Here is a 26551-nt window from a genome sequence, read left to right as displayed (position 1 = left end):
GTAAAGACTCCTACGCGGCCCCGGCTATAAACCTTCAAGGTCTGTAGCCGTGGCGTCGCGATTGATCAGAAATGAATGACGGTGCGGATGCTCTTGCCTTCGTGCATCAGGTCGAAGGCCTTGTTGATGTCTTCCAGACCCATGGTGTGGGTAATGAAAGTATCCAGCGGAATCTCGCCGCTCTGCGCCATGTCGACATAGCTTGGCAGCTCGGTACGGCCACGCACGCCACCGAACGCCGAACCACGCCAGACGCGACCGGTCACCAGTTGGAACGGACGGGTCGAAATTTCCTGACCGGCACCGGCAACACCGATGATCACCGATTCGCCCCAGCCCTTGTGGCAGCATTCCAGCGCCGCGCGCATCAGTTGCACGTTGCCGATGCACTCGAAAGAGAAATCGACGCCGCCGTCGGTCATGTCGACGATCACTTCCTGGATCGGACGATCGAAGTCTTTCGGGTTGACGCAATCGGTGGCGCCCAACTGCTTGGCGATCTCGAACTTGGCCGGGTTGATGTCGATGGCGATGATCCGCGCAGCCTTGGCTTTCACTGCACCGATGACTGCCGACAGACCGATGCCGCCGAGACCGAAGATCGCCACGGTGTCACCTGGCTTGACCTTCGCAGTGTTGATTACTGCGCCGATACCGGTGGTTACGCCGCAACCGAGCAGGCAGACCTTTTCCAGCGGCGCATCCTTGGCGATTTTCGCCACGGAGATTTCCGGCAGTACGGTGTATTCCGAGAACGTCGAAGTACCCATGTAGTGGAAAATCGTTTGGCCCTTGTAGGAAAAGCGCGAAGTGCCGTCCGGCATCAGGCCTTTGCCCTGAGTAGCGCGAATCGCCTGGCACAGGTTGGTCTTGCCCGACTTGCAGAATTTGCACTGGCCGCATTCCGGGGTGTACAGCGGAATCACGTGGTCACCGACGGCGACCGAGGTGACGCCCTCGCCGATGGCTTCAACGATCGCGCCACCTTCGTGGCCGAGGATCGACGGGAAGATACCTTCCGGATCCGCGCCGGACAGGGTGTAGGCGTCAGTGTGGCAAACCCCGGAAGCCACCACGCGCAGCAACACTTCACCGGCCTTGGGCATGGCCACATCGACTTCTACGATTTCCAGCGGCTTCTTGGCCTCGAAGGCAACGGCGGCGCGCGACTTGATCATGCTGACTCTCCAGTGAATCCAATGAATAAAAAACCAGACCGGCAGTGTAGTTCAGCGCCAACTGATTAATAATCCGGACAAATGCAAAATATTATTGCTGTACAGGGATAATCAAATGTCCGAAAACCGCTGGGAAGGTATCGACGAGTTCGTCGCCGTCGCCGAATGCAGCCAATTCACCGCTGCGGCCGAACGCCTTGGGGTTTCCTCCTCACACATCAGTCGACAAATCGTACGGCTGGAGGATCGATTACAGACGCGCCTGCTCTACCGCAGCACCCGTCGTGTGACCCTGACCGAAGCCGGTCAGACCTTTCTGCAGCATTGTCAGCGCCTGCAGGACGGTCGCGAAGAAGCTCTGCGCGCGGTCGGCGACCTGACCAGCGAACCGAAAGGCATGCTGCGCATGACCTGCGCCGTGGCCTATGGCGAGCGGTTTATCGTGCCGTTGGTGACGCGGTTCATGGGGCAATACCCGCAACTGCGCGTTGATATCGAGCTGAGTAACCGCCAACTCGATCTGGTGCATGAGGGACTGGATCTGGCGATCCGTCTGGGCCGATTGCAGGATTCTCGATTGGTCGCCACCCGCCTGGCGCCGCGTCGGATGTACCTGTGCGCGTCTCCTTCCTACGTGGAACGGTATGGCCGCCCACACAGCTTGTCGGAACTGAGCCGGCACAATTGCCTGATCGGCAGTTCGGATCTGTGGCAACTGGAACAGAACGGCCGGGAATTTTCCCAGCGCGTACAGGGAAACTGGCGCTGCAACAGTGGGCAAGCGGTGCTGGATGCGGCGCTGCAAGGGGTCGGCCTGTGTCAGTTGCCGGACTATTACGTGCTGGAGCATTTGCACAGTGGTGCGCTGATTTCGCTGCTGGAGGCGCATCAGCCGCCGAATACGGCGGTGTGGGCGTTGTATCCACAGCAGCGGCATTTGTCGCCGAAGGTGCGCAAGCTGGTGGATTTCTTGAAGGAAGGATTGGCCGAGCGGCCGGAGTATCGGGGCTGAGTGATGGGTTGCTTGAACGATCGCCTTCGCGAGCAGGCTCGCTCCCACAGGGGATCGGCGGTGCATGCAAATTCGGGGTCAGGCGCAAATCAAATGTGGGAGCGAGCCTGCTCGCGAAGGCAATCTGACAGGCTCCACAGCAATCAGCGGCGATTGGCCCAGCGCTGGCGCAACCACTCCAGGTCTTCCGGCCGGGTGACCTTGAGGTTGTCCGCCCGCCCTTCGATCAGACGCGGCGCCAGACCGGCCCACTCCATCGCCGAGGCTTCATCGGTAATCACCGCGTCCGCCACCAGACTGTCAGCCAACGCCCGATGCAAGGCACCGAGACGGAACATCTGCGGCGTATAGGCTTGCCAGATCACGCTGCGATCCACGGTTTCAAGCACACGACCGTGCTTGTCGACCCGCTTCAGGGTATCGCGCGCCGGCACGGCCAGCAGACCGCCGACGGCATCATCCGCCAGTTCAACCAGCAACTTGTCGAGATCGTCGCGACTCAGGTTGGGCCGTGCAGCATCGTGCACCAGCACCCAGTCATCGTCATCGGCACCCTGCGCATGCAAATGCAGCAAAGCGTTCAGCACCGACCCGGAACGCTCCGTGCCGCCCTCGACCCGCTGAATCCGCGAGTCGCTGGCGCAAGCCAGGTTTGGCCAATAAGGATCATCAACAGCCAGACTGACCACCAGCCCCTTGAGGCTCGGGTGATCAAGGAAACAGCCGAGGCTGTGTTCGAGAATTGTGCGCCCGCCCAGTTGCAGATATTGCTTGGGACGGTCCGCGGCCATTCGGGCACCGACGCCCGCGGCAGGAATCACGGCCCAGAAGGCCGGCAGGGAATCGATCATTGCGCGAGCTGGTAAAGGGTTTCACCGTCCTTGACCATGCCCAGCTCATGGCGAGCCCGTTCTTCAACGGTCTCCATGCCTTTTTTCAACTCGCTGACTTCGGCGTCCATCACCCGATTGCGCTCCAGCAGGCCTTCGTTCTCGGCGTGCTGATCAGCAATCTGCTGCTTCAGCTCGGCGACCTGCGCCAGACTGCCATTGCCCACCCACAGGCGGTACTGCAGACCGGCCAGCAGCAAGAGCAAAACGAGAAACAACCAGTAAGGACTGCGCATCGAATATCAGGTATCCAGTGAAAAAAGACAGCCACGCCAAAACTTTGAAACGTCTGATAGCACGAAGCCTGGAAGATCCAGGCTTGTGCATGTAAGGCATCAGATTAGTGGCAAATCCATCGCTGTCACGACTTTTCCGACACAATCCGGTGTCTTTTTACCATCTACTGCTTAACCGCGGAACTCGGAGCGACCGTTGTACTTGGCTTTGCCATTCAACTGCTCTTCGATACGCAGCAGTTGGTTGTACTTGGAAACGCGGTCGGAACGGCACAGGGAACCGGTCTTGATCTGGCCAGCCGAAGTGCCCACGGCCAGGTCGGCAATGGTCGAATCTTCGGTTTCGCCCGAACGGTGCGAGATCACCGCGGTGTAACCGGCAGCCTTGGCCATCTGGATGGCTTCCAGGGTTTCGGTCAGGGTGCCGATCTGGTTGAACTTGATCAGGATCGAGTTGGCGATCTTTTTATCGATGCCTTCTTTCAGGATCTTGGTGTTAGTCACGAACAGGTCGTCGCCGACCAGTTGGGTCTTCTCGCCGATCTTGTCGGTGAGGATCTTCCAGCCAGCCCAGTCGGACTCGTCCAGACCGTCTTCGATCGAGATGATCGGATAACGTTCGGTCAGGCCTTTCAGATAATCGGCGAAACCTTCAGCGGTGAACACCTGGCCTTCACCGGACAGGTTGTACTTGCCGTCTTCGTAGAATTCGCTGGCCGCGCAGTCCAGCGCCAGGGTCACGTCGGTGCCCAACTTGTAACCGGCGTTGGCCACGGCTTCGGAGATCACTTTCAGCGCGTCTTCGTTGGACGCCAGGTTCGGTGCGAAACCGCCTTCGTCGCCAACGGCGGTGCTCAGGCCACGGGCCTTCAGCACAGCTTTGAGGTGATGGAAAATCTCGGTGCCCATGCGCAGACCTTCCGAGAACGTCTTGGCGCCAACCGGCTGCACCATGAATTCCTGGATGTCGACGTTGTTATCGGCGTGCTCGCCACCGTTGATGATGTTCATCATCGGAACCGGCATCGAGTACACACCCGGGGTACCGTTCAAGTTGGCGATGTGTGCGTACAGTGGCAGATCCTGGTCCTGTGCAGCCGCTTTGGCCGCAGCCAGGGACACCGCGAGGATGGCGTTGGCGCCCAGGGTTGCCTTGTTTTCGGTACCGTCGAGCTTGATCATCGCGTGGTCGAGGGCTTTCTGGTCGCTTGGGTCGGTGCCCAGCAGCAGATCGCGGATCGGACCGTTGATGTTGGCTACCGCCTTGAGCACACCTTTGCCCAGGTAACGGCTCTTGTCGCCATCACGCAGCTCGAGCGCTTCACGCGAGCCAGTGGATGCACCGGACGGCGCGCAAGCGCTGCCGATGATGCCGTTGTCGAGAAGCACGTCCGCTTCCACGGTGGGATTGCCACGGGAGTCGAGAACTTCACGACCTTTGATGTCGACGATTTTTGCCATTGTTGTAAACACTCCAAAGTTGACGAAAACGACGCAGCTAGAGGAAATCTTTTTACCGTCGGCAAGTGGTGTGCAGCGGGCAGCTTGCAGACGACAACGCACATGCCCGAGGGCATGTGCGACAAATCGTGCGGTACTTTACCGGAGAATTGAGCTTTACGCGGTTTCTACCGTCGGAAAACTCTTCACCAGTTCGTCCAAGGCTTTGAGCTGGGCCAGAAATGGCTCCAGTTTGTCCAGACGCAAGGCGCAAGGGCCGTCGCATTTGGCGTTGTCCGGATCCGGATGCGCTTCGAGGAACAGACCGGCCAGCGACTGGCTCATGCCGGCCTTGGCCAGATCGGTGACTTGGGCGCGGCGACCGCCGGCGGAGTCGGAACGACCGCCAGGCATTTGCAGCGAGTGGGTCACGTCGAAGAATACCGGGTACTCGAACTGCTTCATGATGCCGAAGCCGAGCATGTCAACCACGAGGTTGTTGTAGCCGAAGCTCGAACCGCGCTCGCAGAGGATCAATTGATCGTTACCCGCTTCCACGCACTTGTTCAGGATGTGTTTCATTTCCTGAGGCGCGAGGAACTGGGCTTTCTTGATGTTGATCACAGCGTTGGTCTTGGCCATCGCCACGACCAGATCGGTCTGGCGCGACAGGAAGGCCGGCAGCTGGATGATGTCGCAGACTTCAGCGACGACCGCGGCCTGATCAGGCTCGTGGACGTCGGTGATGATCGGCACGCCGAAGGCTTGTTTGATGTCCTGGAAGATGCGCATGCCTTCTTCCAGGCCAGGGCCGCGATACGAAGTCACAGAAGACCGGTTGGCCTTGTCGAAGCTGGCCTTGAACACGTAAGGGATACCGAGTTTCTCGGTGACCTTCACGTACTCTTCGCAAACCTGCATGGCCATGTCGCGGCTTTCCAGCACGTTCATGCCGCCGAACAGCACCATGGGTTTGTCGTTGGCGATTTCGATGTCGCCGACGCGGATGATCTTCTGTGCCATCGGGTTACGCCTTCTTCTGGTGTTGAGCCAACGCAGCTTTCACGAAACCGCTGAACAGCGGGTGACCGTCACGTGGCGTCGAGGTGAACTCCGGGTGGAACTGGCAAGCGACGAACCAAGGATGATCCGGTGCTTCGACCACTTCAACCAGCGCGGCATCAGCGGAGCGACCGGAGATTTTCAGGCCGGCTTCGATGATTTGTGGCAGCAGGTTGTTGTTCACTTCGTAGCGGTGACGGTGACGTTCAACGATCACGTCCTTGCCGTAGCAATCGTGCACCTTGGAGCCGGCTTCGAGCAGGCATTCCTGAGCGCCGAGTCGCATGGTGCCGCCCAGATCGGACGCTTCGGTACGCACTTCAACTGCGCCGGTGGCGTCTTCCCACTCGGTGATCAGACCCACGACCGGATGGCCGCTGGCGCGATCGAATTCGGTGGAGTTGGCGTCTTTCCAGCCCAGCACGTTACGGGCGAACTCGATAACCGCCACTTGCATGCCCAGGCAGATGCCCAGGTACGGAACCTTGTTTTCACGAGCGTACTGAACGGCAGTGATCTTGCCTTCCACGCCACGCAGACCGAAGCCGCCCGGAACGAGGATCGCGTCGACACCTTCGAGCAGCGCAGTGCCCTGGTTCTCGATGTCTTCGGAATCGATGTAACGCAGGTTGACCTTGGTACGGTTGGTGATGCCGGCGTGACTCATCGCTTCGATCAGCGACTTGTAGGCGTCCAGCAGTTCCATGTACTTGCCGACCATCGCGATGGTGACTTCGTGCTCTGGGTTGAGCTTGGCATCGACGACCTTTTCCCACTCGGACAGGTCGGCGCCATTGCATTGCAGGCCGAAACGCTCGACGACGAAATCGTCCAGACCCTGAGCGTGCAGCACGGCCGGAATCTTGTAGATGGTGTCGACGTCTTCCAGGGAGATCACCGCACGCTCTTCAACGTTGGTGAACAGCGCGATCTTGCGACGCGACGACACATCCACCGGATGGTCGGAGCGGCAGATCAGCACGTCTGGCTGCAGGCCGATCGAACGCAGCTCTTTTACCGAGTGCTGGGTTGGCTTGGTTTTGGTCTCGCCAGCGGTGGCGATGTACGGAACCAGCGTCAGGTGCATCAGCATCGCGCGCTTGGAACCGACTTCCACACGCAGTTGACGGATGGCTTCGAGGAACGGTTGCGATTCGATGTCGCCAACGGTACCGCCGATTTCCACCAGGGCCACGTCGGCATCGCCGGCACCCTTGATGATGCGACGCTTGATTTCGTCGGTAATGTGCGGAATCACCTGGATGGTTGCACCCAGGTAGTCACCACGGCGCTCTTTGCGCAGCACGTGCTCGTAGACACGGCCAGTGGTGAAGTTGTTGTTCTGGGTCATGGTCGTGCGGATGAACCGCTCGTAGTGGCCCAGGTCCAGGTCGGTCTCGGCGCCGTCGTGGGTGACGAACACTTCACCGTGCTGGAACGGGCTCATGGTGCCCGGGTCGACGTTGATGTACGGATCCAGCTTAAGCATGGTGACCTTAAGCCCCCGCGCCTCCAGGATGGCCGCCAATGAAGCCGAGGCAATGCCTTTCCCCAATGAAGAAACAACACCGCCCGTGACGAATATGTAGCGCGTCATGAAAAACCCTAGAAGTCTGCGTTAAAGCGGTACGAGCCGCCGGGGAAAGCGAAGGAAGGCCGAAGCCCCCGATCACCTGCATTAATCACAGTGCACCTTTCAAAAAAACCGCCGCGTTGGGACAGACCGGCAGATGAAACACCGGTACGTTGCTCGCTACACATTTTTTGGAATCGCCCAGCAAAGACTGCTTGGTAATCGGCAACTCCTGCAATTCAGGCGAATCCACAGAAGTTGTATCAAGAAGGGAGCGTAGTCTACCGGAATGCCCCTTTCATCTCAAACCTTGATCTTCGTCTGTTGGCTGCCAATGCAAATTCCAGCCGTCCGGCCCCTGCCCGTCAAGGCCCGGCAGATTCGCCACGGCGAGCAATTCTGCGCCGCGAAACAGCAGCGGCAATCTGCCACGGACGAAGCCCGGCACCGCGCGCTCATTGAGCAGGCGCTTGAGATCGCGGTGGCCGCGCCCCGCCAGATGCATCAGCTCGCCGCCCTGCCGATAGCCAATGCGCAGCGGCCCGACGGGAGTCTGCCCGCTGAACATGACACGCCCGTTATTCGCCAAGCGTAGCGGCGTCGACGGGTCAGGCCACTCGACGCTGACCGCTGGCGCCCGCAGCCAGTCGCCGCTCAACCACCATACCCGGCCGGCGCTGCGATGCAGCTCACCGTCGGCCAGACGCCAGACCGGGGATGCATCGCTGGCAGCACCGCATAGGTCGTTCCAACCCGACCAATGGTCAGTGTCGGGCAACCGGGTCAGCGGTTCGAGCCAGTGGCTGAGTGCATTGCGCTGACGAGCGGCGGACAGACTCGTCAGCGGCGCCAGCTCCAGCGACGGCAGACCCAGCCATGAAAACTCGCTCGGCGTGGCGGCTTGCGCGAGATCGAGCTGCGCCAGCTCATCGAGCAGGCCTTGCGCCTCACGCAGGTGCGCCGCGCTGCGGGCCATGCTCGCCTGCGCCTGCGGCCAGCGCGCGGTGAGCAACGGCAGCACCTGATGGCGCAGGTAGTTGCGGGAAAATTGCCGATCTTCGTTCGACGGGTCCTCGATCCAGCGCAACTGATGCGCGCGGGCGTAAGCCTCAAGCTCGGCGCGCGTGACGTCGAGCAATGGCCGCAGCAGCACGCCCTGCCCCAACGGCCGCTGCGCCGGCATCGCCGAAAGACCGCGAACGCCCGCACCGCGCATTAAACGAAACAATAGGGTTTCGGCCTGATCATCACGGTGCTGACCTGTCAGAAGCAAATCCCCAGCCTCGGTCAGCGATGCGAACGCCGCATACCGCGCCTCCCGCGCCGCTCTTTCAAGACTGGCGCCGGGTTGCACCGTCACCCGCATCACGTGCAGCGGCACACCCAGCGCATCGCAGACCGACTGACAATGCGCCGGCCACGCATCAGCCGCAGCCTGGAGGCCATGGTGGATATGGATGGCGCTGAGCGCCGGCAGGGAATGGTGTTGGGCGAGATGGGCCAGCAGATGCAGCAGGACGGTGGAATCGAGACCACCGGAGAAAGCCACGCGCCAGGTCCTGGCATTGCGCCAGGCTGCAACGTTCAGCAGAAGCCGGGACGGCAGATCACTCACGGACTGACCCCTATCTAACTGTTTGCCCAAATCAAATGTGGGAGCGGGCTTGCTCGCGAAGGCGTTTAAACAATCAACACATCTGTCGACTGTTATACCGCTTTCGCGAGCAAGCCCGCTCCCACATTGGGTATTGCGAGATCTGTCAGAGACCGTAGCTCATCAGACGATCGTAACGACGCTTGAGCAGCGCTTCGTTGTCGAACTTCTTCAGCATCGCCAGCTGCGAGCTCAGCTCGGCACGGATCGACGCAGCGGCAGCGGCCGGATCACGGTGGGCGCCGCCCAGAGGCTCGCCGATCACCTTGTCAACGATACCCAGACCTTTCAGGCGCTCGGCGGTAATGCCCATGGCTTCAGCGGCATCCGGTGCCTTTTCGGCGGTTTTCCACAGAATCGAAGCACAACCTTCCGGCGAGATCACCGCGTAGGTCGAATATTGCAGCATGTTCAGCTGATCGCAGACACCGATCGCCAGTGCACCGCCGGAACCACCCTCACCGATGACGGTGGCGATGATCGGGGTCTTCAGGCGCGACATCACGCGCAGGTTCCAGGCGATAGCCTCGCTCTGGTTACGCTCCTCAGCGTCAATGCCCGGGTAAGCACCCGGGGTGTCGATGAAGGTCAGGATCGGCATCTTGAAGCGCTCGGCCATCTCCATCAGACGGCAGGCCTTGCGGTAGCCTTCCGGACGCGGCATGCCGAAGTTGCGGCGTACCTTTTCGCGCACTTCACGGCCCTTCTGGTGGCCGATGATCATCACCGGCTGGTCTTCCAGACGTGCCACGCCGCCCACAATGGCCGCGTCGTCAGAGAAGTGACGGTCACCGTGCAGTTCGTCGAACTCGGTGAAGATGTGCTCGATGTAGTCGAGGGTGTACGGGCGTTTCGGGTGACGCGCCAGGCGTGCGATCTGCCAGCTGGTCAGCTTGCCGAAGATGTCTTCGGTCAGCGTGCGGCTCTTGTCCTGCAGGCGGGAGATCTCATCGCCGATATTCAGCGAATTGTCATTACCGACCAAGCGCAACTCTTCGATCTTGGCTTGCAGGTCGGCGATCGGCTGTTCGAAATCTAGAAAATTCGGGTTCATAGGCGTCCGTCTTGGGTCGTGTCCCAAATGAGCTTGGGCCGGCCGGTTGTCTATTCGCGCCCTACCTTAAGGGAGAGGCGCGCTGAGGTCGAGATTAAAAATTCAGGTTGTGGGCAAGCGCAATGATGGCACTTGCCGGTCAACGGTATTGGAGGAAGACGTTGTCTCGCCCGAACTGGTCACGCAGGGCTTGAATCAACGCATCCGCCGGGTCGATTCGCCAGGTCTCGCCAAACTGCAGCAAGGTCTTCGCAACGGGGCTGGTGTACTCCATGGTGATCGGGCACGCCCCGCGGTGACGCTTGAGCAGCTCACCCAACCAGCGTAGCTGATCGCCTTTCAAGTCCTGAGTGTGCAGCTTCAGGCGCAGGCTCTCGGCCAGATTGGTCCGTGCATCTTCCATGCTCATCACCCGTTTGACCCGCAGGCGCAGGCCGCCGGAGAAGTCGTCGTTGCTGACCTCGCCTTCGACCACCACCATCGCGTCGGTCTGCAGCAGTGACTGCGCGGAGTGGAACGCATCGGCGAACAGCGACGCCTCGATCCGCCCCGAGCGGTCGTCGAGGGTGATAAAGCCCATCTTGTCGCCCTTCTTGTTCTTCATCACCCGCAGGGCAATGATCATCCCGGCCACGGTTTGCGTGTCGCGGGCCGGTTTCAGGTCGATAATGCGCTGCCGGGCGAAACGGCGAATCTCGCCTTCGTACTCGTCGATCGGGTGACCGGTCAGGTACAGGCCCAGAGTGTCTTTCTCACCCTTGAGCCGCTCCTTGAGGGTCAGCTCCTTGGCCTTGCGGTGCGTCGCGTAGACGTCCGCGTCTTCCTCGACAAACAGCCCGCCGAACAGGTCGGCATGGCCGCTGTCGCGGGTGCGTGCGGTCTGCTCGGCCGACTTGATCGCCTCTTCCATCGCCGCCAACAGCACGGCGCGGTTGCGGTCGATATTGGCCTGATAAGCCTTTTGTTCATCGTGGAAGTACGGCCCGAGGCGATCCAGCGCGCCGCTGCGGATCAAACCGTCCAGCGTGCGCTTGTTGATGCGCTTGAGGTCGACCCTGGCGCAGAAGTCGAACAGATCCTTGAACGGACCGGCCTGACGAGCCTCGGTAATCGCTTCCACCGGACCTTCACCGACACCTTTGATCGCGCCCAGGCCGTACACGATGCGGCCTTCGTCGTTCACCGTGAACTTGAACTCCGAAGTGTTCACGTCCGGCGCGTCGAGGCGCAGCTTCATCGTGCGCACTTCCTCGATCAAGGTCACGACCTTGTCGGTGTTGTGCATATCCGCCGAAAGCACCGCTGCCATGAATGGCGCCGGGTAGTGGGCTTTCAGCCAGGCAGTCTGGTACGACACCAGGCCGTAAGCAGCGGAGTGGGACTTGTTGAAGCCGTAACCGGCGAATTTTTCCACCAGGTCGAAAATGTTACCGGCAAGATCCGCGTCGATATTGTTCGACGCACAACCCTCAATGAAGCCGCCGCGCTGCTTGGCCATTTCCTCGGGTTTTTTCTTACCCATCGCCCGACGCAGCATGTCCGCACCACCGAGGGTGTAACCGGCCATGACCTGGGCGATCTGCATCACCTGTTCCTGATACAGAATGATGCCGTAAGTCGGCGCCAGTACCGGCTGCAGGCCTTCATACTGGTAATCCGGATGCGGATAAGCCAATTCGGCGCGACCGTGCTTACGGTTGATGAAGTCATCCACCATGCCCGATTGCAGCGGGCCCGGACGGAACAGGGCCACCAGTGCGATCAAGTCTTCGAGACAGTCAGGCTTGAGCTTTTTGATCAGCTCTTTCATGCCCCGGGATTCGAGCTGGAATACCGCGGTGGTTTCAGCTTTTTGCAGCAACTGATAAGTCGGTTTGTCATCCAGCGGAATAAACGCGATATCCAGCGGCGGCTCGTTGACCTTGGCGCGGTCACGGTTGATGGTTTTCAGCGCCCAGTCGATGATCGTCAGGGTCCGCAGGCCGAGGAAGTCGAACTTCACCAGACCCGCCGCCTCGACGTCGTCCTTGTCGAACTGGGTCACCAGACCATCGCCGGCCTCGTCGCAATAGATCGGCGAGAAGTCGGTCAGCTTGGTTGGGGCGATTACCACACCACCGGCGTGCTTGCCGACGTTACGCACCACACCCTCGAGCTTGCGCGCCATCTCCCAGATTTCCGCCGCTTCCTCATCGACCTTGATGAAGTCGCGCAGGATCTCCTCCTGCTCGTAGGCTTTTTCCAGGGTCATGCCGACTTCGAACGGAATCATCTTCGACAGACGATCCGCCAGGCCGAATGACTTGCCCTGGGCCCGTGCCACGTCGCGCACCACAGCCTTGGCGGCCATGGAACCGAAGGTGATGATCTGGCTTACCGCGTTGCGACCGTATTTCTCGGCCACGTAGTCGATCACCCGGTCACGACCGTCCATGCAGAAGTCGACGTCGAAGTCGGGCATCGAGACCCGTTCCGGGTTAAGGAAACGTTCGAACAGCAGGTCGTATTCCAGCGGATCGAGGTCAGTGATCTTCTGCACATAGGCCACCAGCGAGCCGGCACCCGACCCACGGCCCGGGCCCACCGGCACACCGTTGTTCTTGGCCCACTGGATAAAGTCCATCACGATCAGGAAATAACCGGGGAAGCCCATCTGGATGATGATATCCAGCTCGAAATTCAGCCGGTCGACATAGACCTGACGCTTGGCCTCGTAGTCTTCGGTGGTGTCCTTGGGCAGTAGTACGCTGAGGCGGTCTTCCAGACCGTCGAACGACACCTTGCGGAAATATTCGTCGATGGTCATGCCATCGGGAATCGGGTAGTCGGGCAGGAAGTGCTTGCCCAGCTTCACGTCGATATTGCAGCGCTTGGCGATCTCGACGGTGTTTTCGATCGCGTCGGGAATGTCGCTGAACAGCTCGGCCATTTCCTCGGCGCTTTTGAGGTATTGCTGGTCGCTGTAATTCTTCGAACGCCGCGGATCGTCGAGGGCACGGCCCTCACCGATGCACACGCGGGTTTCGTGAGCGGCGAAGTCTTCCTGCTTGATGAAACGCACATCGTTGGTCGCCACCAGCGGCGCGCCGAGCTTGTCGGCCAGGGCCACGGCACCGTGCAGTTGCTCTTCGTCGTTGGGACGATTGGTGCGCTGGATCTCCAGATAGAAACGATCCGGGAACACCGCCATCCATTCGCGCGCCAGCGTTTCGGCTTCGTCCGGGTTGCCACTGATCATGGCCATGCCGATCTCGCCTTCTTTGGCGGCGGACAGCATGATCAGGCCTTCGTTGGCCTCGGCGACCCATTCACGCTCGATGATGATCATGCCGTTGCGCTGGCCATCGATGAAGCCGCGCGAGATCAACTCGGTGAGGTTGCGATAACCCTTGGCGTTCATCACCAACAGGCTGATCCGGCTCAATGGCCCGTCCGGATCCTTGTTCGACAGCCACAGGTCGGCACCGCAGATCGGCTTGATGCCGGCGCCCATGGCGTTTTTATAGAATTTGACCAGGGAACACATGTTGTTCTGATCGGTGACCGCCACGGCCGGCATGTTCATGCCGGTCAGCGCCTTGACCAGTGGCTTGATCCGCACCAGCCCGTCGACCAGGGAGTATTCAGTGTGCAGGCGTAGATGAACGAATGAAGCCGGCATAGTGATCCTGTCCAGTTACATAGAGACAACAAGGCCCGGATTGTACCGGGCCTCGAACAAAACATCAGCCTTGCGCCTAAACCTGCGTCAGGCCTTCAAGCGCCTCGTAAGCCTGACGCACCGGGGCGAAGGAGCGCCGGTGAATCGGGGTCGGGCCAAGGCGCACCAACGCTTCCAGATGAACGGGCGTCGGGTAGCCTTTATGACCGCCGATGCCGTACCCCGGGTAGATCAATTCGAATGCAGCCATTTCACGGTCGCGGCTGACTTTGGCCAGAATCGACGCGGCAGCGATGGCCGGTACCTTGCCGTCACCCTGCACCACCGCTTCGGCGCGCATCGGCAGTTTCGGGCAGCGGTTGCCGTCGATCATCGCCAGTTTCGGCTGAATATGCAGCCCGGCCACCGCGCGCTGCATGGCGAGCATGGTCGCGTGCAAAATGTTCAGCTCGTCGATTTCCTCGACTTCGGCGCGAGCAATGCACCAGCTCAGGGATTTCTCGATGATCTCGTCGTAGAGTTTCTCGCGCTTGGCTTCGGTGAGTTTCTTCGAGTCGTTGAGGCCGAGGATCGGCCGGTTCGGATCGAGGATCACCGCCGCCGTCACCACTGCGCCGCACAACGGGCCACGACCGACTTCGTCGACACCGGCCACCAGTTCTTCGACTTCGGCGACCAGGGTGAAATCCAGGCCCATCTGCATCGTCTTGCTCATTGTTTCTGACCGATCAGGTTGAGGACGGCATCCGCCGCCTGATTGGAAGCATCCAGCCGCAGGGTGCGGTGGATTTCGTCGAAGCCTCGGGTCTGCTCTTCGCCGCCTTCGATCAATGGCAACAGCGTCTGGGCCAGGGCCTCGACTGTCGCATCATCCTGCAACAATTCCGGCACCAACAGACGCTGGGCCAGCAGGTTCGGCAGCGACACGTACGGGCTCTTGACCATGCGCTTGAGAATCCAGAAGGTCAGCGGTGCCAGGCGATACGCGACGACCATTGGCCGCTTGTACAGCAACGCTTCCAGCGTCGCCGTGCCCGAAGCGATCAGCACCGCGTTACACGCCGCCAAGGCCAGATGCGACTTGCCGTCGAGCAGGGTTACTGGCAAGTCGCGGCCAACCAGCAACTCTTCGAGCTGAGCGCGACGCTCGGCATTGGCGCACGGGATGACGAAGCGCAGCCCGGGGCGCATGGCCCGCAGACGTTCGGCCGTATCCAGGAACAGCGCACCGAGACGGCCGACTTCGCCACCGCGACTGCCGGGCATCAATGCCACCAGCGGCCCGTCGGGCAAGCCGAGTTCGGCACGCGCTGCGGCGCGATCGGCCTGCAGCGGAATGGTATCGGCCAGCGTATGACCGACGAACCGCACCGGCACGCCCTGCTCTTCGTAGAATTTTGCTTCAAACGGCAACAGGGTGAGCATCAGATCGCAGCCTTCGCGAATCTTCAGCACACGCTTCTGGCGCCACGCCCACACCGAAGGGCTGACGTAATGCACGGTCTTGATCCCGGCCTGACGCAGCTTGAGTTCGATGTTGAGGTTGAAATCGGGAGCGTCGATGCCGATGAACACATCCGGTTTCTCGGCGATCAGCGTGGCGATCAGTTCCTTGCGGCGCTTGAGCAGCTCGCGCAGCCGTCCGAGGACTTCCACCAGCCCCATGACCGACAGACGTTCCATGGGGAAATAAGACGTCAGGCCCTCGGCCTGCATCAACGGACCGCCGACACCTATGAACTCGATTGCCGGATGTTGAGCCTTGAGGGCGCGCATGAGGCCGGCGCCCAGAATGTCACCGGAAGCTTCGCCCGCCACCAGCGCAATACGCAGACTGGCCATGATCAGCGGGTGATGCCGCGAGTCGACGACTGGATCGAGTCACGAAACAGCGCAACTTCCGGGAACTGCGCAGCAGATTCGGCCAATTCGGCCAACGCTTGCTCCACGGTCAGGCCCTGGCGATACACGGTCTTATAAGCGCGGCGCAGCGCGTGAATCGCGTCTTCGCTGAAACCACGACGGCGCATGCCTTCGAAGTTCATGCTGCGCGCTTCGGCCGGGTTGCCGAACACGGTCACGAACGCCGGAACGTCCTTGCCGATGGCGGTGCCCATGCCGGAAAAACTGTGGGCGCCGATGTGGCAGTACTGATGCACCAGGGTGAAACCGGAAAGGATCGCCCAATCGTCAACGTGCACATGCCCGGCCAACGCGGTGTTGTTGACCAGGATGCAGTGGTTGCCGATCACGCTGTCATGCCCGATGTGGGCATAGGCCATGATCAGGTTGTGATCGCCCAGCGTGGTTTCCGAACGGTCCTGCACGGTGCCACGGTGAATCGTCACGCCTTCGCGAATGACGTTGTGGTCACCGATCACCAGACGGGTTTCCTCACCCTTGTACTTCAGGTCAGGGGTGTCTTCACCGACCGAGGAAAACTGGTAGATGCGATTGTGCTTGCCGATGCGGGTCGGGCCTTTGAGGACCACATGCGGCCCGATCACGGTACCCTCGCCGATTTCCACACCTGCGCCGACGATCGACCACGGGCCGACCTCGACGCCGTCAGCCAGAACGGCCGACGGATCGATGATTGCGCGAGGGTCAATCAAACTCATAGCTTGCGTTCCGCACAGATGATTTCAGCCGAGCAGACTGGCTTGCCGTCGACCGAAGCCTGGCATTCGAATTTCCAGATCTGGCGCTTGCAGCTGATGAACTTGGCTTCCAGGATCAACTGGTCACCCGGCAGCACTGGCTGACGGAAACGCAGCTTGTCGGAACCGACGAAGTAGTAAAGGGTGCCATCGGCCGGCTTCACGTCGAGCATTTTGAAACCGAGGATCCCGGCAGCCTGGGCCATCGCTTCGATGATCAGTACGCCCGGCATGATCGGGTGCGCTGGAAAGTGGCCGTTGAAGAACGGCTCATTGATGCTGACATTCTTGTAGGCGCGAATGCGCTTGCCTTCAGTGTCCAGTTCCACCACCCGGTCCACCAGCAGGAACGGGTAACGGTGAGGCAGGTATTCGCGAATCTCGTTGATGTCCATCATTTCGGGGGGAAGCCTATGTAAAGATTGGGAGCGCGACTGACGCGCACTCCTCTAGCAAATCAAGGAGGCAGTCTAGAGGCTGTGCACACTTGATATGGAAATGGTATCAGCCATCAGATGAAGCATTGCTGCCGGGGGTCACTTCTCCGACGCGCTTTTCCAGCTGCTTCAAACGTCGCGCGAGGTCATCGAGCTGACGGATGCGGGCCGCGCTTTTGCGCCATTCGGCCGCCGGTTGCATGGCTGTGCCGGAAGAATAGGCACCCGGCTCGGTAATCGAGTGGGTCACCATGGTCATCCCGGTCAGGAAAACGTTGTCGCAAATATCGATGTGCCCCACCAGGCCGACACCACCGGCGAGCATGCAGTGCTTGCCGATTTTGGTGCTGCCGGAGATACCGACACAGGCCGCCATGGCGGTGTGATCACCGACCTGGACGTTGTGCGCGATCTGGATCTGGTTGTCGAGTTTCACGCCGTTGCCGATCACGGTATCCGCCAGCGCGCCACGGTCGATGGCAGTGTTCACGCCGATCTCGACATCGTCGCCGATGGTTACGCCGCCGATTTGGGCGATCTTTTGCCAGATACCTTTCTCGTTGGCAAAACCGAAGCCTTCACCACCGAGAACGGCACCGGACTGGATCACTACACGCTTGCCGATGCGCACGTCGTGGTACAGCGTCACCCGAGGAGCGAGCCAGCCGCCCTCGCCGATTTCACTGCGGGCACCGATGACGCAATGGGCGCCCAGGGTGACCTGCGCACCGATGCGCGCACCGGCCTCGATCACCACAAACGGACCGATGCTGGCGCTTGGATCAACCACCGCATCCGGTGCAATCACCGCCGTGGGATGAACACCCGCAGTGGCTTTCGGTTTGGGATCGAACAGATGGGAGATACGGGCGTAAGCCAGATAAGGATCCGGCACCACCAGCGCGTTACCGGCAAAACCTTCGGCGTCGGCTTCCTTGAGCAATAGCGCAGCCGCCTGGGAACTTGCCAGGTATTTACGGTATTGAGGATTTGCCAGAAAGCTCAACTGAGCTGGGCCAGCCTCCTGCAAGGTGGCTAGCCCAGTAATTTGCTTCTCGGGGTCGCCACGCAGGGTGGCGCCGAGGAACTCGGCCAACTGGCCGAGCTTGATAGTCACGGTCATGGGTTACTTCAGCTGATTCATGCGCTCGATAACCTGGCGCGTGATGTCGTACTGAGGTTTGACATCGATCACTGCGCCACGCTCGAACACCAGGTCAAAACCACCTTTCTTGATGACTTCTTCCACTGCGCTATCCAGTTTCGGCTTCAGTTGCTTGAGCATTTCGCGGTCGGCAACTGCCTTGGCTTCGTTCAGCTCCTTGGACTGGAACTGGAAGTCACGGGCCTTTTGCTTGAATTCCAGCTCCAGACGCTCACGCTCGCCCTGCTGCATCTTGTCGCCACCGGCCATCAGACGGTCCTGAATGCCCTTGGCGCTGCTTTCCAGCGTCTTGAGCTTGGTCAGTTGCGGACCGAACTTCTTCTCGGCATCCACGGCGTATTTCTTGGCCGCATCGGATTCCAGCAATGCCATCTGATAGTTCAGAACGGCGATTTTCATGTCGGCGAACGCCGGGCCTGCCACCAGTACGGAGGCCAGGAGAACCAATTGAGTCAACTTACGCACGATGCACTCCTACAAAATCCATTGTCGTTATCTTGGGTCAGACGCTTAGAACGTCTGGCCGAGGGAGAATTGGAACACTTGAGTTTCAGCGTCATCCGGTTTCTTGATCGGCATGGCCAACGCGAAGCTCAAAGGCCCCAGTGCGGTTACCCACGTCACGCCCACACCGACGGAACTGGCCATGTTGCTCAGGCTGATGTCGTTGCACTGAGTGTTGGCTTTTGTACCGTCAGCGTTGCTGGTCGACTTGCAAGTCGAATCGAACACGTTACCCACGTCCCAGAATACCGAGGTGCGCAGGGAGCGTTGATCTTTCACGAATGGCAGCGGGAACAGGACTTCAACACCACCCTGAATCAATACGTTGCCACCGAACGGCAGTGGATCCTGATCCGGGTCGGCGATAGTGCCAACATTACCAGTCTTGTCGAAACCGCGACTCGGGGTACTGCGAGGACCCAGCGTACTGTCCTTGAAGCCACGTACCGAGTTGAAACCACCAGCATAGTAGTTTTCATAGAACGGCAAGCCGTCGGTCGAACCATAACCGTCGCCATAACCCAGTTCGGTGTGCAGACGCAGGGTGTAGTTTTCGGTGATCGGCTGGAACAACTGACCACGGTAGTCGAGTTTGTAGAACGACAGGTCGCTGCCCGGGATCGTGGTTTCCAGCGTCAGGCTCTGCGAACGGCCACGGGTCGGCAGCACGCCCTTGTTCAGGGTCGACTCGGACCAGCCGGCCGAAGCCTTGAAGTTCAGGTAGTTGTCGCCTTCCTTGTTAACGAAGTCGAAAATCTCGTCAACGGTGTATTGACCGGTCTTGATCTTGTCCTGCTGAGCGGACAGACCGAAGGTCAGACGCGAAGTCTCGCTGATCGGGTAGCCAACGTTGACGCCGGCACCCAGGCTGTCGACCGCATAGCTTGCTACGTCGACGTCGAGGTCTTTGTAGTCGGTGGTGCGATAGAACGCGTTGTAACCCAGGCTCACGCCATCGGCGGTCCAGTACGGGTCAACGTAGCCAAAGTTGTAGCGGCTCTGGTATTCGCTGCGGGTCAGGCCCACGCTCACACGGTTACCGGTACCCAGGAAGTTGTTCTGAGTGATCGAACCACCGAGGATCAGACCGGCGCTCTGAGCGAAACCGACACTGGCGGTGATCGAACCGGAGGCCTGTTCTTCAACGGCGTAGTTCACGTCAACCTGGTCGTCGACACCCGGTACAGCCGGCGTTTCAACGTTCACTTCCTTGAAGAAGCCCAGACGCTCCAGACGGGTCTTGGACTGGTCGATCAGGTAGGTCGAAGCCCAGCCACCTTCCATCTGACGCATTTCACGACGCAGCACTTCGTCCTCGGACTTGGTGTTGCCGCGGAAGTTGATGCGATTGACGTAGGCACGTTTGCCCGGATCGACGGCGAACAGGATGTCCACAGTGTGATCGTCGTCATGCGGCTGAGGTACGCCGTTGACGTTGGCGAAGGTGTAACCCTCGTTACCCAGACGGCGGGTGATCAGTTCGGAGGTGGTGGTCATCAGCTTGCGCGAGAACACCTGGCCTTTCTGCACCAGCAACAGCGACTTGACCTGGTCTTCAGGCACTTTCAGGTCACCGCTGAGCTTGACGTCACGAACGGTGTACTTCTCGCCTTCGGTGATGTTGACGGTGATGTAGACGTGCTTCTTGTCCGGGGTGATGGACACCTGGGTCGAAGCGATATCCATGTTGATGTAGCCACGGTCCAGGTAGTAGGAACGCAGGCGCTCCAGGTCACCGGAGAGTTTTTCACGGGCGTACTTGTCGTCGTTCTTGAAGAACGACAGCCAGTTGGTGGTTTTCAGCTCGAACAGGTCGATCAGATCGTCATCAGGGAAGACCGTGTTACCCACCACGTTGATGTGCTGGATGGCCGCCACGGTGCCTTCGTTGATCTTCACTTTCAGCGCGACGCGGTTGCGCGGCTGCGAGACCACTTCGGTGTCGACGGTCGCCGAGTAACGGCCTTGGGCAACGTACTGACGTTGCAGCTCGTTACGGACACCTTCGAGGGTGGCGCGCTGGAAGATTTCACCTTCGGACAGACCGGACTGCTTGAGGCCCTTCATCAGGTCTTCGGTGGAGATCGCCTTGTTGCCTTCGATCTCGATACTGGCGACCGACGGACGTTCGACGACCGTGATCACCAGAACGTTGCCTTCGCGGCCCAGCTGGATATCTTGAAAGAAACCGGTTTTGAACAACGCACGAGTGGATTCCACCAGGCGACGATCATCCGCCTGCTCGCCGACGTTCAACGGCAAGGCACCAAAGACGCTACCCGCGGAGACCCGCTGGAGGCCATTGACGCGAATATCAGAGATAGTGAAGGACTCGGCGTGAACTTCGGCGATCATCAATACGGTGAGAACCGCAGTTAGCAGCAGACGTTTCATGAAGTCCTTTCTTATTCCAACTGGCAATAAACAAACTGCCGCAAAATGCGGCAGATTCGCAATTCAGCGAAGCTTTACAGTCGACCCAGATCATTGACCAGAGCAAGCAACATCACTCCGACCACCAAACTGATACCGATCTGCACCCCCCAACCTTGCACCCGATCCGACAAGGGGCGACCACGCACCCACTCAATCAGATAAAACAACAAATGCCCCCCATCCAGTACAGGAATGGGCAGCAAATTCAGAACCCCCAGGCTAATACTCAGATAAGCAAGGAAATTCAGGAAATCAGCAACGCCCGACTGGGCAGAAGCGCCCGCCACTTTAGCAATGGTTATCGGCCCACTCAAGTTTTTTACCGAGAGCTCGCCAAACAGCATTTTCTTCAGTGAGTCCAGCGTCAGGATGCTCATGGTCCAGGTACGCCGGGCACCCTCGCCAATTGCGGCCAACGGGCCATAACTGACCTCGCGGATCATTTCCGGCGGCCAGTCCACTGCTTTCACGCCAGCACCCAGATAACCGCTCGGCGCCTTGCTTTCGCCACGCGCAGCCAAGGTCACCGGGACGTCGATTTGAGCACCGTCGCGCTCGACGCGCAGCAAGATTTTGGTATCAGGACGCGTACGAACGGTATCGACCACTTGCTGCCAGTCACCCAGCGCCTGGCCATCGAGCGACAACAGGCGGTCGCCGGTTTTCAGACCGGCGGCCTGCGCCGGACCTTTTGGATCGAGCTCGGCCAGCACCGGCGGCAACGCCGGGCGCCATGGGCGAATACCCAGCGAGCGAATCGGATCGGGTTCATCAGCCCCTTTGAGCCAGTGATCCAGCGCCAGTTCGCGCGGCGTGTCAGCGGTAGAGCCCTGCTCGCGCACGAGCAATTTCAGGGAACCGCTTTCCCCAAGACGACGAACCAACTGCAAATTGACGGCCGCCCAGCCGGAAGTCGGCTCACCATCGATGGCGACGATTTCCTGACCGGCACTCAAACCGGCCTTGGCCGCGATGCTGCCGGACTCGACGGCACCGATGACCGGACGGATCTGCTCACTGCCGAGCATCGCCAGCACCCAGAAAAACACCAGGGCCAGCAGGAAGTTGGCGATCGGTCCCGCCGCGACAATAGCGATGCGCTGGCGAACCGATTTGCGATTGAAGGACTGATGAAGCTGATCGGCTGGCACCTCGCCTTCACGCTCATCGAGCATTTTGACGTAGCCACCCAGCGGAATCGCGGCGACGACAAACTCGGTGCCCTGCTTGTCGTGCCAGCGCAGCAGGGGCATGCCGAAGCCTACGGAAAAACGCAAAACCTTGACGCCACAGCGACGCGCGACCCAGAAGTGGCCGAATTCGTGAAAGGTGACCAGTACACCCAAAGCGATCAGGGTGCCGGCAATCATATAGAGCGCGCTCATCTACTTTCTCCGCAATCCTGTTCAGTGCCGCGTGACGCCATGGTTCTGCAACGGCTATCGGCCGTGACGATCAAGCCATTGTTCGGCCAGAATCCGCGCTTTCGCGTCTGCGGTAAACACCGCATCCAGATCCTCAAGCGCAACCACTGGCTCGAGGTTCAGCACGTCCTCGATAATACTCGCGATTTCCAGATAGCCAACGCGTCCGTCGAGAAACGCCGCGACTGCCACTTCGTTGGCCGCATTGAGCATGGCCGGTGCGCTGTTGCCGGTTTCCGCCGCCTGTCGCGCCAGGCGCAGGCAGGGGAAGCGCTGTTCGTCCGGTGCCTCGAAATCCAGGCGCGCAACGGCAAACAGATCCAGCGGTGCCACACCCGAGTCGATTCGCTCAGGCCAGGCCAATGCGTTGGCAATCGGCGTGCGCATGTCAGGGTTGCCCAACTGCGCCAATACCGAGCCATCCACATAGTCGACCAGCGAGTGAATCACACTCTGCGGATGGATCACCACCTCGACCTGCGACGGCTTGGCATCGAACAGCCAGCAGGCCTCGATCAACTCCAGGCCCTTGTTCATCATGCTGGCCGAGTCCACCGAAATCTTGCGACCCATCGACCAGTTCGGGTGCGCACACGCCTGATCAGGCGAAACATGCGCCAGCTCGCTCATCGGCGTCTGCCGGAAAGGACCGCCCGAAGCCGTCAGCAGAATCCTTCTTACACCGACGGCGCCCAGCCCACGGGCGAAATCCTGCGGCATGCACTGGAAGATCGCGTTGTGCTCGCTGTCGATCGGCAGCAACACCGAACCGCTCTTGTGCACGGCCTGCATGAACAGCGCGCCAGACATCACCAGCGCCTCTTTGTTGGCCAGGAGAATTTTCTTCCCGGCCTGCACCGCCGCCAGCGTCGGGCGCAGGCCCGCGGCGCCGACAATGGCCGCCATCACAGCATCGACTTCAGGGGCGGAGGCAACCTGGCACAGGCCCTCCTCGCCGACCAATACACGAGTGGACAGACCGGCAGCCCGCAAGTCGTCCTGCAGACCACGCGCCGCCGCCACTTCAGGCACTACCGCGAATTGAGGCACATGGCGAACGCACAAGGCGAGCAACTCGCTCAGGCGCGTGAAACCGCTCAGGGCGAAAACCTGATAACGCTCGGGATGCCGAGCGATAACGTCGAGGGTGCTCAGGCCAATCGAACCGGTAGCCCCCAGAACAGTGATCTGTTGCGGGCGGCTCACGGCGCAGCCATCCACAGCAGTACGGCAAAAATCGGGATCGCAGCGGTCAGGCTGTCGATGCGATCAAGCACACCGCCATGACCGGGCAGCAGGTTGCTGCTGTCCTTGATGCCGGACTGGCGCTTGAACATACTTTCGGTTAGGTCGCCCACCACCGAAATGAACACGATCAACGCAGCGCCGATCAAGCCCTTGAGCAGTTCGGCCACGGTCCAGTCACGCACCAGGCCGACGATCGCGGTGATCACCAGACTCAGCGCCAGACCACCATAAACGCCTTCCCAGCTCTTACCCGGGCTGACTTGCGGCGCCAGCTTGCGCTTGCCGAAAGCACGGCCGGAGAAGTAAGCACCGATGTCGGCACCCCAGACCAGCACCATCACCGCCATGATCAGCCAGTTACCCAGCGGGTACTGTTTGATCTGCACCAGCCCTTGCCAGGCCGGCAACAGGATCAGCAAGCCGATCACCAGTTTGGTGGCCGCCGTAGACCAGTGCTCGCTCGAGCGCGGGTACGTCAGCACCAGGTACGTCGCTACCGCCCACCACAACACCGAAGCGCCCAACACCCAAGGGGCGAGGCCCGGCAGGACGTACATGACGAACAGCATCAGCGCGACGACAGCGGCATAGCCGACACGGAACGACTGTGCGGTAAAGCCAGCCAGGCGCGCCCATTCCCAGGCGCCCAGACTTACGACCAGACCGATGAACAGCGCGAAACCGGAGCCTTCGAGCAGGAAAAACCCGCACAGGGCGATCGGCAGCAGGATCAGCGCAGTGATGATTCGTTGTTTAAGCATTAAACCCGGGCTCCAGCTTCAACCTGTTCGCTCGTTTTACCGAAGCGACGCTGGCGTGAAGCGAAATCGGCCAGCGCAGTGCGCATGGCTTCGTGTTTGAAGTCCGGCCAGAACAGGTCGGAGAAGTACAACTCGGCATACGCCAGTTGCCAGAGCAGGAAGTTGCTGATGCGGTGCTCGCCACCGGTGCGGATGCACAGGTCCGGCAGCGGCAGATCACCGGTGGCCAGACAGGTTTGCAGCAGATCCGGGGTGATGTCCTCCGGACGCAGATGCCCGGCCTGGACTTCACGCGCCAGACGCTGCGCCGCCTGGGCAATATCCCACTGACCGCCGTAGTTGGCGGCGATCTGCAGGATGAAACGGTTGGCACCGGCGGTCATGGCTTCCGCTTCGCGCATCGCTGCCTGAAGCTCAGGATGGAAACGCGAGCGATCGCCAATGATGCGCAAGCTGATGTTGTTGTCGTTCAGACGCTTGGCCTCACGACGCAGCGCCTTGAAGAACAGATCCATCAAGGCGCTGACTTCATCGGCCGGGCGCTGCCAGTTTTCACTGGAAAAGGCGAACAGGGTGAGCACTTCGACCTTGGCCTCGGCGCACACCTCGATCACTGCCCGCACAGCATCCACGCCGGCTTTATGCCCGGCGACACCCGGCATAAAGCGTTTTTTCGCCCAGCGATTATTGCCATCCATGATGATCGCGACATGGCGCGGCACCGCGGACGGCGCAGACTGCTTGGTCTTGTCCATTAAAAGCTCGACCCTTATACGGCCATCAGGTCTTTTTCTTTCTCGTCCGTGGCCTTGGTGATCTGGGCCTCGGATTCTTTGGTCAGCTTATCGATATCAGCGATGGCACGACGCTCTTCGTCTTCACTGATTTCCTTGTCCTTGACCAGCTTTTTAAGCTCACCCAATGCGTCACGACGAATGTTGCGCACGGCAACGCGCGCGTCTTCCGCTGCGCTACGGGCCTGCTTGGTGAAGCCCTTGCGCGTTTCCTCGGTGAGGGCAGGCATCGGGATCAAAAGCAACTCACCCAGGTTGGTCGGATTGAGGTTCAGACCGGCGCTCTGGATCGCCTTGTCGACGGCAGCGAGCATGTTGCGCTCGAAGGCCACGACTTGCAGGGTACGCGAATCTTTCACGGTGACGTTGGCCACGCTGCTCAGCGGGGTGTCAGTGCCGTAGTAAGGCACCATGACGCTGCCGAGAATGCTCGGGTGAGCTTTGCCGGTACGAATCTGGCCGAACGCGTGGTTCAGAGATTCCAGGGATTTCTGCATACGCGCTTGGGCGTCTTTCTTGATTTCGTTGATCATTGTTGGCCTTCCTCGATCAAAGTCCCTTCAGCGCCGCCGTGCACAATGTTCAGCAGGGCGCCGGGCTTGTTCATGTTGAATACGCGCAGCGGCATCTTGTGATCGCGGCACAGGCAGATAGCAGTCAGATCCATTACACCCAGCTTGCGATCCAGCACTTCATCATAAGTCAGATGATCGAACTTCTCGGCATGCGGGTCTTTGAACGGGTCTGCGGTGTAAACGCCATCAACCTTGGTCGCTTTCAGCACGACGTCGGCATCGATTTCGATGGCACGCAGGCAGGCTGCCGAATCCGTGGTAAAGAACGGATTACCGGTACCGGCGGCGAAGATCACCACGTCCTTGGAGTTCAGGTGGCGCATGGCTTTGCGGCGATCATAGTGATCGGTCACGCCAACCATGGAAATGGCCGACATCACGATGGCTGAGATATTGGCACGTTCCAGCGCATCGCGCATGGCCAGGGCGTTCATCACAGTGGCCAGCATGCCCATGTGGTCGCCTGTCACCCGATCCATGCCAGCCTTGCTCAAGGCCTCGCCACGGAACAGGTTGCCACCGCCGATCACCAGACCGACCTGTACGCCGATGCCGACCAGTTGGCCGACTTCCAGCGCCATCCGATCCAGCACTTTTGGATCGATCCCGAACTCTTCCGAGCCCATCAGGGCCTCGCCGCTAAGCTTGAGTAGAATGCGTTTATAGCGAGCCTGATAACCACTGCCCTGCTGAGCCATTGCGAATCTCTCCTGCGGCGTATTTAAAAAATTCTGTGCAAGCTGTTTTACAGCTGCCGTTCACTCTAGCTTGGCGCTGCTTCAGCGCC

At 59.9% G+C, this 26551-nt stretch carries 23 protein-coding genes; 1 reads left to right on the top strand and 22 read right to left on the bottom strand.

What is annotated here, in order from left to right; translation table 11 throughout:
* Positions 1 to 65 precede the first annotated feature (65 nt).
* Positions 66 to 1178, bottom strand: a complete 1113-nt coding sequence (locus tag QRN61_RS19605; protein ID WP_027611042.1) for an S-(hydroxymethyl)glutathione dehydrogenase/class III alcohol dehydrogenase — start codon at positions 1176 to 1178, stop codon at positions 66 to 68.
* 115 nt (positions 1179 to 1293) lie between these two features.
* Here QRN61_RS19605 and QRN61_RS19600 point away from each other — a divergent pair, with 115 nt between their 5' ends.
* Positions 1294 to 2190 (top strand): LysR family transcriptional regulator, encoded by an 897-nt coding sequence (locus QRN61_RS19600; RefSeq protein WP_007964295.1) that lies wholly within the window; start codon positions 1294 to 1296, stop codon positions 2188 to 2190.
* A 143-nt stretch (positions 2191 to 2333) separates the two neighbouring features.
* Here the strand turns inward: QRN61_RS19600 and ispD are convergent, their stop codons facing one another.
* From ispD to pyrH, 21 genes are all read right to left on the bottom strand, one after another.
* On the bottom strand, positions 2334 to 3041 hold the full coding sequence (gene ispD / locus QRN61_RS19595; RefSeq protein ID WP_027611041.1) for a 2-C-methyl-D-erythritol 4-phosphate cytidylyltransferase: 708 nt from the start codon (positions 3039 to 3041) through the stop codon (positions 2334 to 2336).
* Positions 3038 to 3316 carry a cell division protein FtsB gene (ftsB, locus tag QRN61_RS19590; protein ID WP_007964293.1) on the bottom strand — a complete coding sequence of 93 codons (279 nt, stop codon included), beginning with the start codon at positions 3314 to 3316 and terminating at the stop codon, positions 3038 to 3040. The genes ispD and ftsB overlap by 4 nt, the downstream gene beginning before the upstream one ends.
* Positions 3317 to 3487: 171 nt before the next feature.
* Positions 3488 to 4777 (bottom strand): phosphopyruvate hydratase, encoded by a 1290-nt coding sequence (gene eno, locus QRN61_RS19585; protein WP_003222156.1) that lies wholly within the window; start codon positions 4775 to 4777, stop codon positions 3488 to 3490.
* Between the two features lie 156 nt (positions 4778 to 4933).
* On the bottom strand, positions 4934 to 5779 hold the full coding sequence (gene kdsA, locus QRN61_RS19580) for a 3-deoxy-8-phosphooctulonate synthase (RefSeq protein WP_007954807.1): 846 nt from the start codon (positions 5777 to 5779) through the stop codon (positions 4934 to 4936).
* Positions 5780 to 5783: 4 nt separating this feature from the next.
* Positions 5784 to 7415: a CTP synthase gene (gene pyrG, locus QRN61_RS19575; RefSeq protein WP_003222153.1), complete on the bottom strand. Its 1632-nt coding sequence runs from the start codon at positions 7413 to 7415 to the stop codon at positions 5784 to 5786.
* A 274-nt stretch (positions 7416 to 7689) separates the two neighbouring features.
* Positions 7690 to 9006 (bottom strand): tRNA lysidine(34) synthetase TilS, encoded by a 1317-nt coding sequence (gene tilS, locus QRN61_RS19570; protein ID WP_285374773.1) that lies wholly within the window; start codon positions 9004 to 9006, stop codon positions 7690 to 7692.
* Positions 9007 to 9151: 145 nt separating this feature from the next.
* A complete protein-coding gene (locus QRN61_RS19565; protein WP_064586192.1) occupies positions 9152 to 10099 on the bottom strand; it encodes an acetyl-CoA carboxylase carboxyltransferase subunit alpha in 948 nt (315 codons plus the stop codon).
* Positions 10100 to 10238: 139 nt separating this feature from the next.
* Positions 10239 to 13760, bottom strand: a complete 3522-nt coding sequence (gene dnaE, locus QRN61_RS19560) for a DNA polymerase III subunit alpha (RefSeq protein ID WP_285374770.1) — start codon at positions 13758 to 13760, stop codon at positions 10239 to 10241.
* A gap of 76 nt (positions 13761 to 13836) precedes the next feature.
* Entirely contained in the window at positions 13837 to 14463 is a 627-nt protein-coding gene (gene rnhB, locus QRN61_RS19555; protein WP_027611036.1) for a ribonuclease HII, read from the bottom strand.
* A gap of 8 nt (positions 14464 to 14471) precedes the next feature.
* A complete protein-coding gene (gene lpxB, locus QRN61_RS19550; protein WP_502942637.1) occupies positions 14472 to 15602 on the bottom strand; it encodes a lipid-A-disaccharide synthase in 1131 nt (376 codons plus the stop codon).
* 2 nt (positions 15603 to 15604) lie between these two features.
* Complete coding sequence (gene lpxA / locus QRN61_RS19545; RefSeq protein WP_027611034.1) at positions 15605 to 16381, bottom strand: acyl-ACP--UDP-N-acetylglucosamine O-acyltransferase; 777 nt, start codon at positions 16379 to 16381, stop codon at positions 15605 to 15607.
* Positions 16378 to 16818: a 3-hydroxyacyl-ACP dehydratase FabZ gene (gene fabZ / locus QRN61_RS19540; RefSeq protein ID WP_003222142.1), complete on the bottom strand. Its 441-nt coding sequence runs from the start codon at positions 16816 to 16818 to the stop codon at positions 16378 to 16380. Before fabZ ends, lpxA begins: the two co-directional genes overlap by 4 nt.
* Before the next feature lie 106 nt (positions 16819 to 16924).
* Positions 16925 to 17980 (bottom strand): UDP-3-O-(3-hydroxymyristoyl)glucosamine N-acyltransferase, encoded by a 1056-nt coding sequence (gene lpxD / locus QRN61_RS19535; protein ID WP_027611033.1) that lies wholly within the window; start codon positions 17978 to 17980, stop codon positions 16925 to 16927.
* Positions 17981 to 17983: 3 nt separating this feature from the next.
* Complete coding sequence (locus QRN61_RS19530; protein WP_003222140.1) at positions 17984 to 18487, bottom strand: OmpH/Skp family outer membrane protein; 504 nt, start codon at positions 18485 to 18487, stop codon at positions 17984 to 17986.
* Positions 18488 to 18532: 45 nt separating this feature from the next.
* Positions 18533 to 20920 (bottom strand): outer membrane protein assembly factor BamA, encoded by a 2388-nt coding sequence (gene bamA / locus QRN61_RS19525; RefSeq protein WP_027611032.1) that lies wholly within the window; start codon positions 20918 to 20920, stop codon positions 18533 to 18535.
* Positions 20921 to 20994: 74 nt separating this feature from the next.
* Entirely contained in the window at positions 20995 to 22347 is a 1353-nt protein-coding gene (rseP, locus tag QRN61_RS19520) for a sigma E protease regulator RseP (RefSeq protein ID WP_285374764.1), read from the bottom strand.
* A gap of 54 nt (positions 22348 to 22401) precedes the next feature.
* Positions 22402 to 23592 (bottom strand): 1-deoxy-D-xylulose-5-phosphate reductoisomerase, encoded by a 1191-nt coding sequence (gene ispC / locus QRN61_RS19515; RefSeq protein ID WP_103369682.1) that lies wholly within the window; start codon positions 23590 to 23592, stop codon positions 22402 to 22404.
* Positions 23589 to 24395, bottom strand: a complete 807-nt coding sequence (locus QRN61_RS19510) for a phosphatidate cytidylyltransferase (protein WP_027611029.1) — start codon at positions 24393 to 24395, stop codon at positions 23589 to 23591. Before QRN61_RS19510 ends, ispC begins: the two co-directional genes overlap by 4 nt.
* Positions 24395 to 25150: a polyprenyl diphosphate synthase gene (gene uppS / locus QRN61_RS19505; RefSeq protein ID WP_003222128.1), complete on the bottom strand. Its 756-nt coding sequence runs from the start codon at positions 25148 to 25150 to the stop codon at positions 24395 to 24397. The genes QRN61_RS19510 and uppS overlap by 1 nt, the downstream gene beginning before the upstream one ends.
* Positions 25151 to 25164: 14 nt before the next feature.
* Positions 25165 to 25722, bottom strand: coding sequence for a ribosome recycling factor (gene frr, locus QRN61_RS19500; RefSeq protein ID WP_047291868.1), 558 nt, complete (start codon positions 25720 to 25722; stop codon positions 25165 to 25167).
* Positions 25719 to 26462, bottom strand: coding sequence for a UMP kinase (gene pyrH / locus QRN61_RS19495; RefSeq protein ID WP_003222124.1), 744 nt, complete (start codon positions 26460 to 26462; stop codon positions 25719 to 25721). Before pyrH ends, frr begins: the two co-directional genes overlap by 4 nt.
* Between the last annotated feature and the right edge of the window lie 89 nt (positions 26463 to 26551).

The organism is Pseudomonas sp. lyk4-TYG-107, assembly GCF_030209055.1.
In the GTDB taxonomy this organism is placed as follows: domain Bacteria; phylum Pseudomonadota; class Gammaproteobacteria; order Pseudomonadales; family Pseudomonadaceae; genus Aquipseudomonas; species Aquipseudomonas putida_A.
Note: the sequence above shows the minus strand (reverse complement) of the source record. Positions and strands in the feature narration are given on the sequence as shown.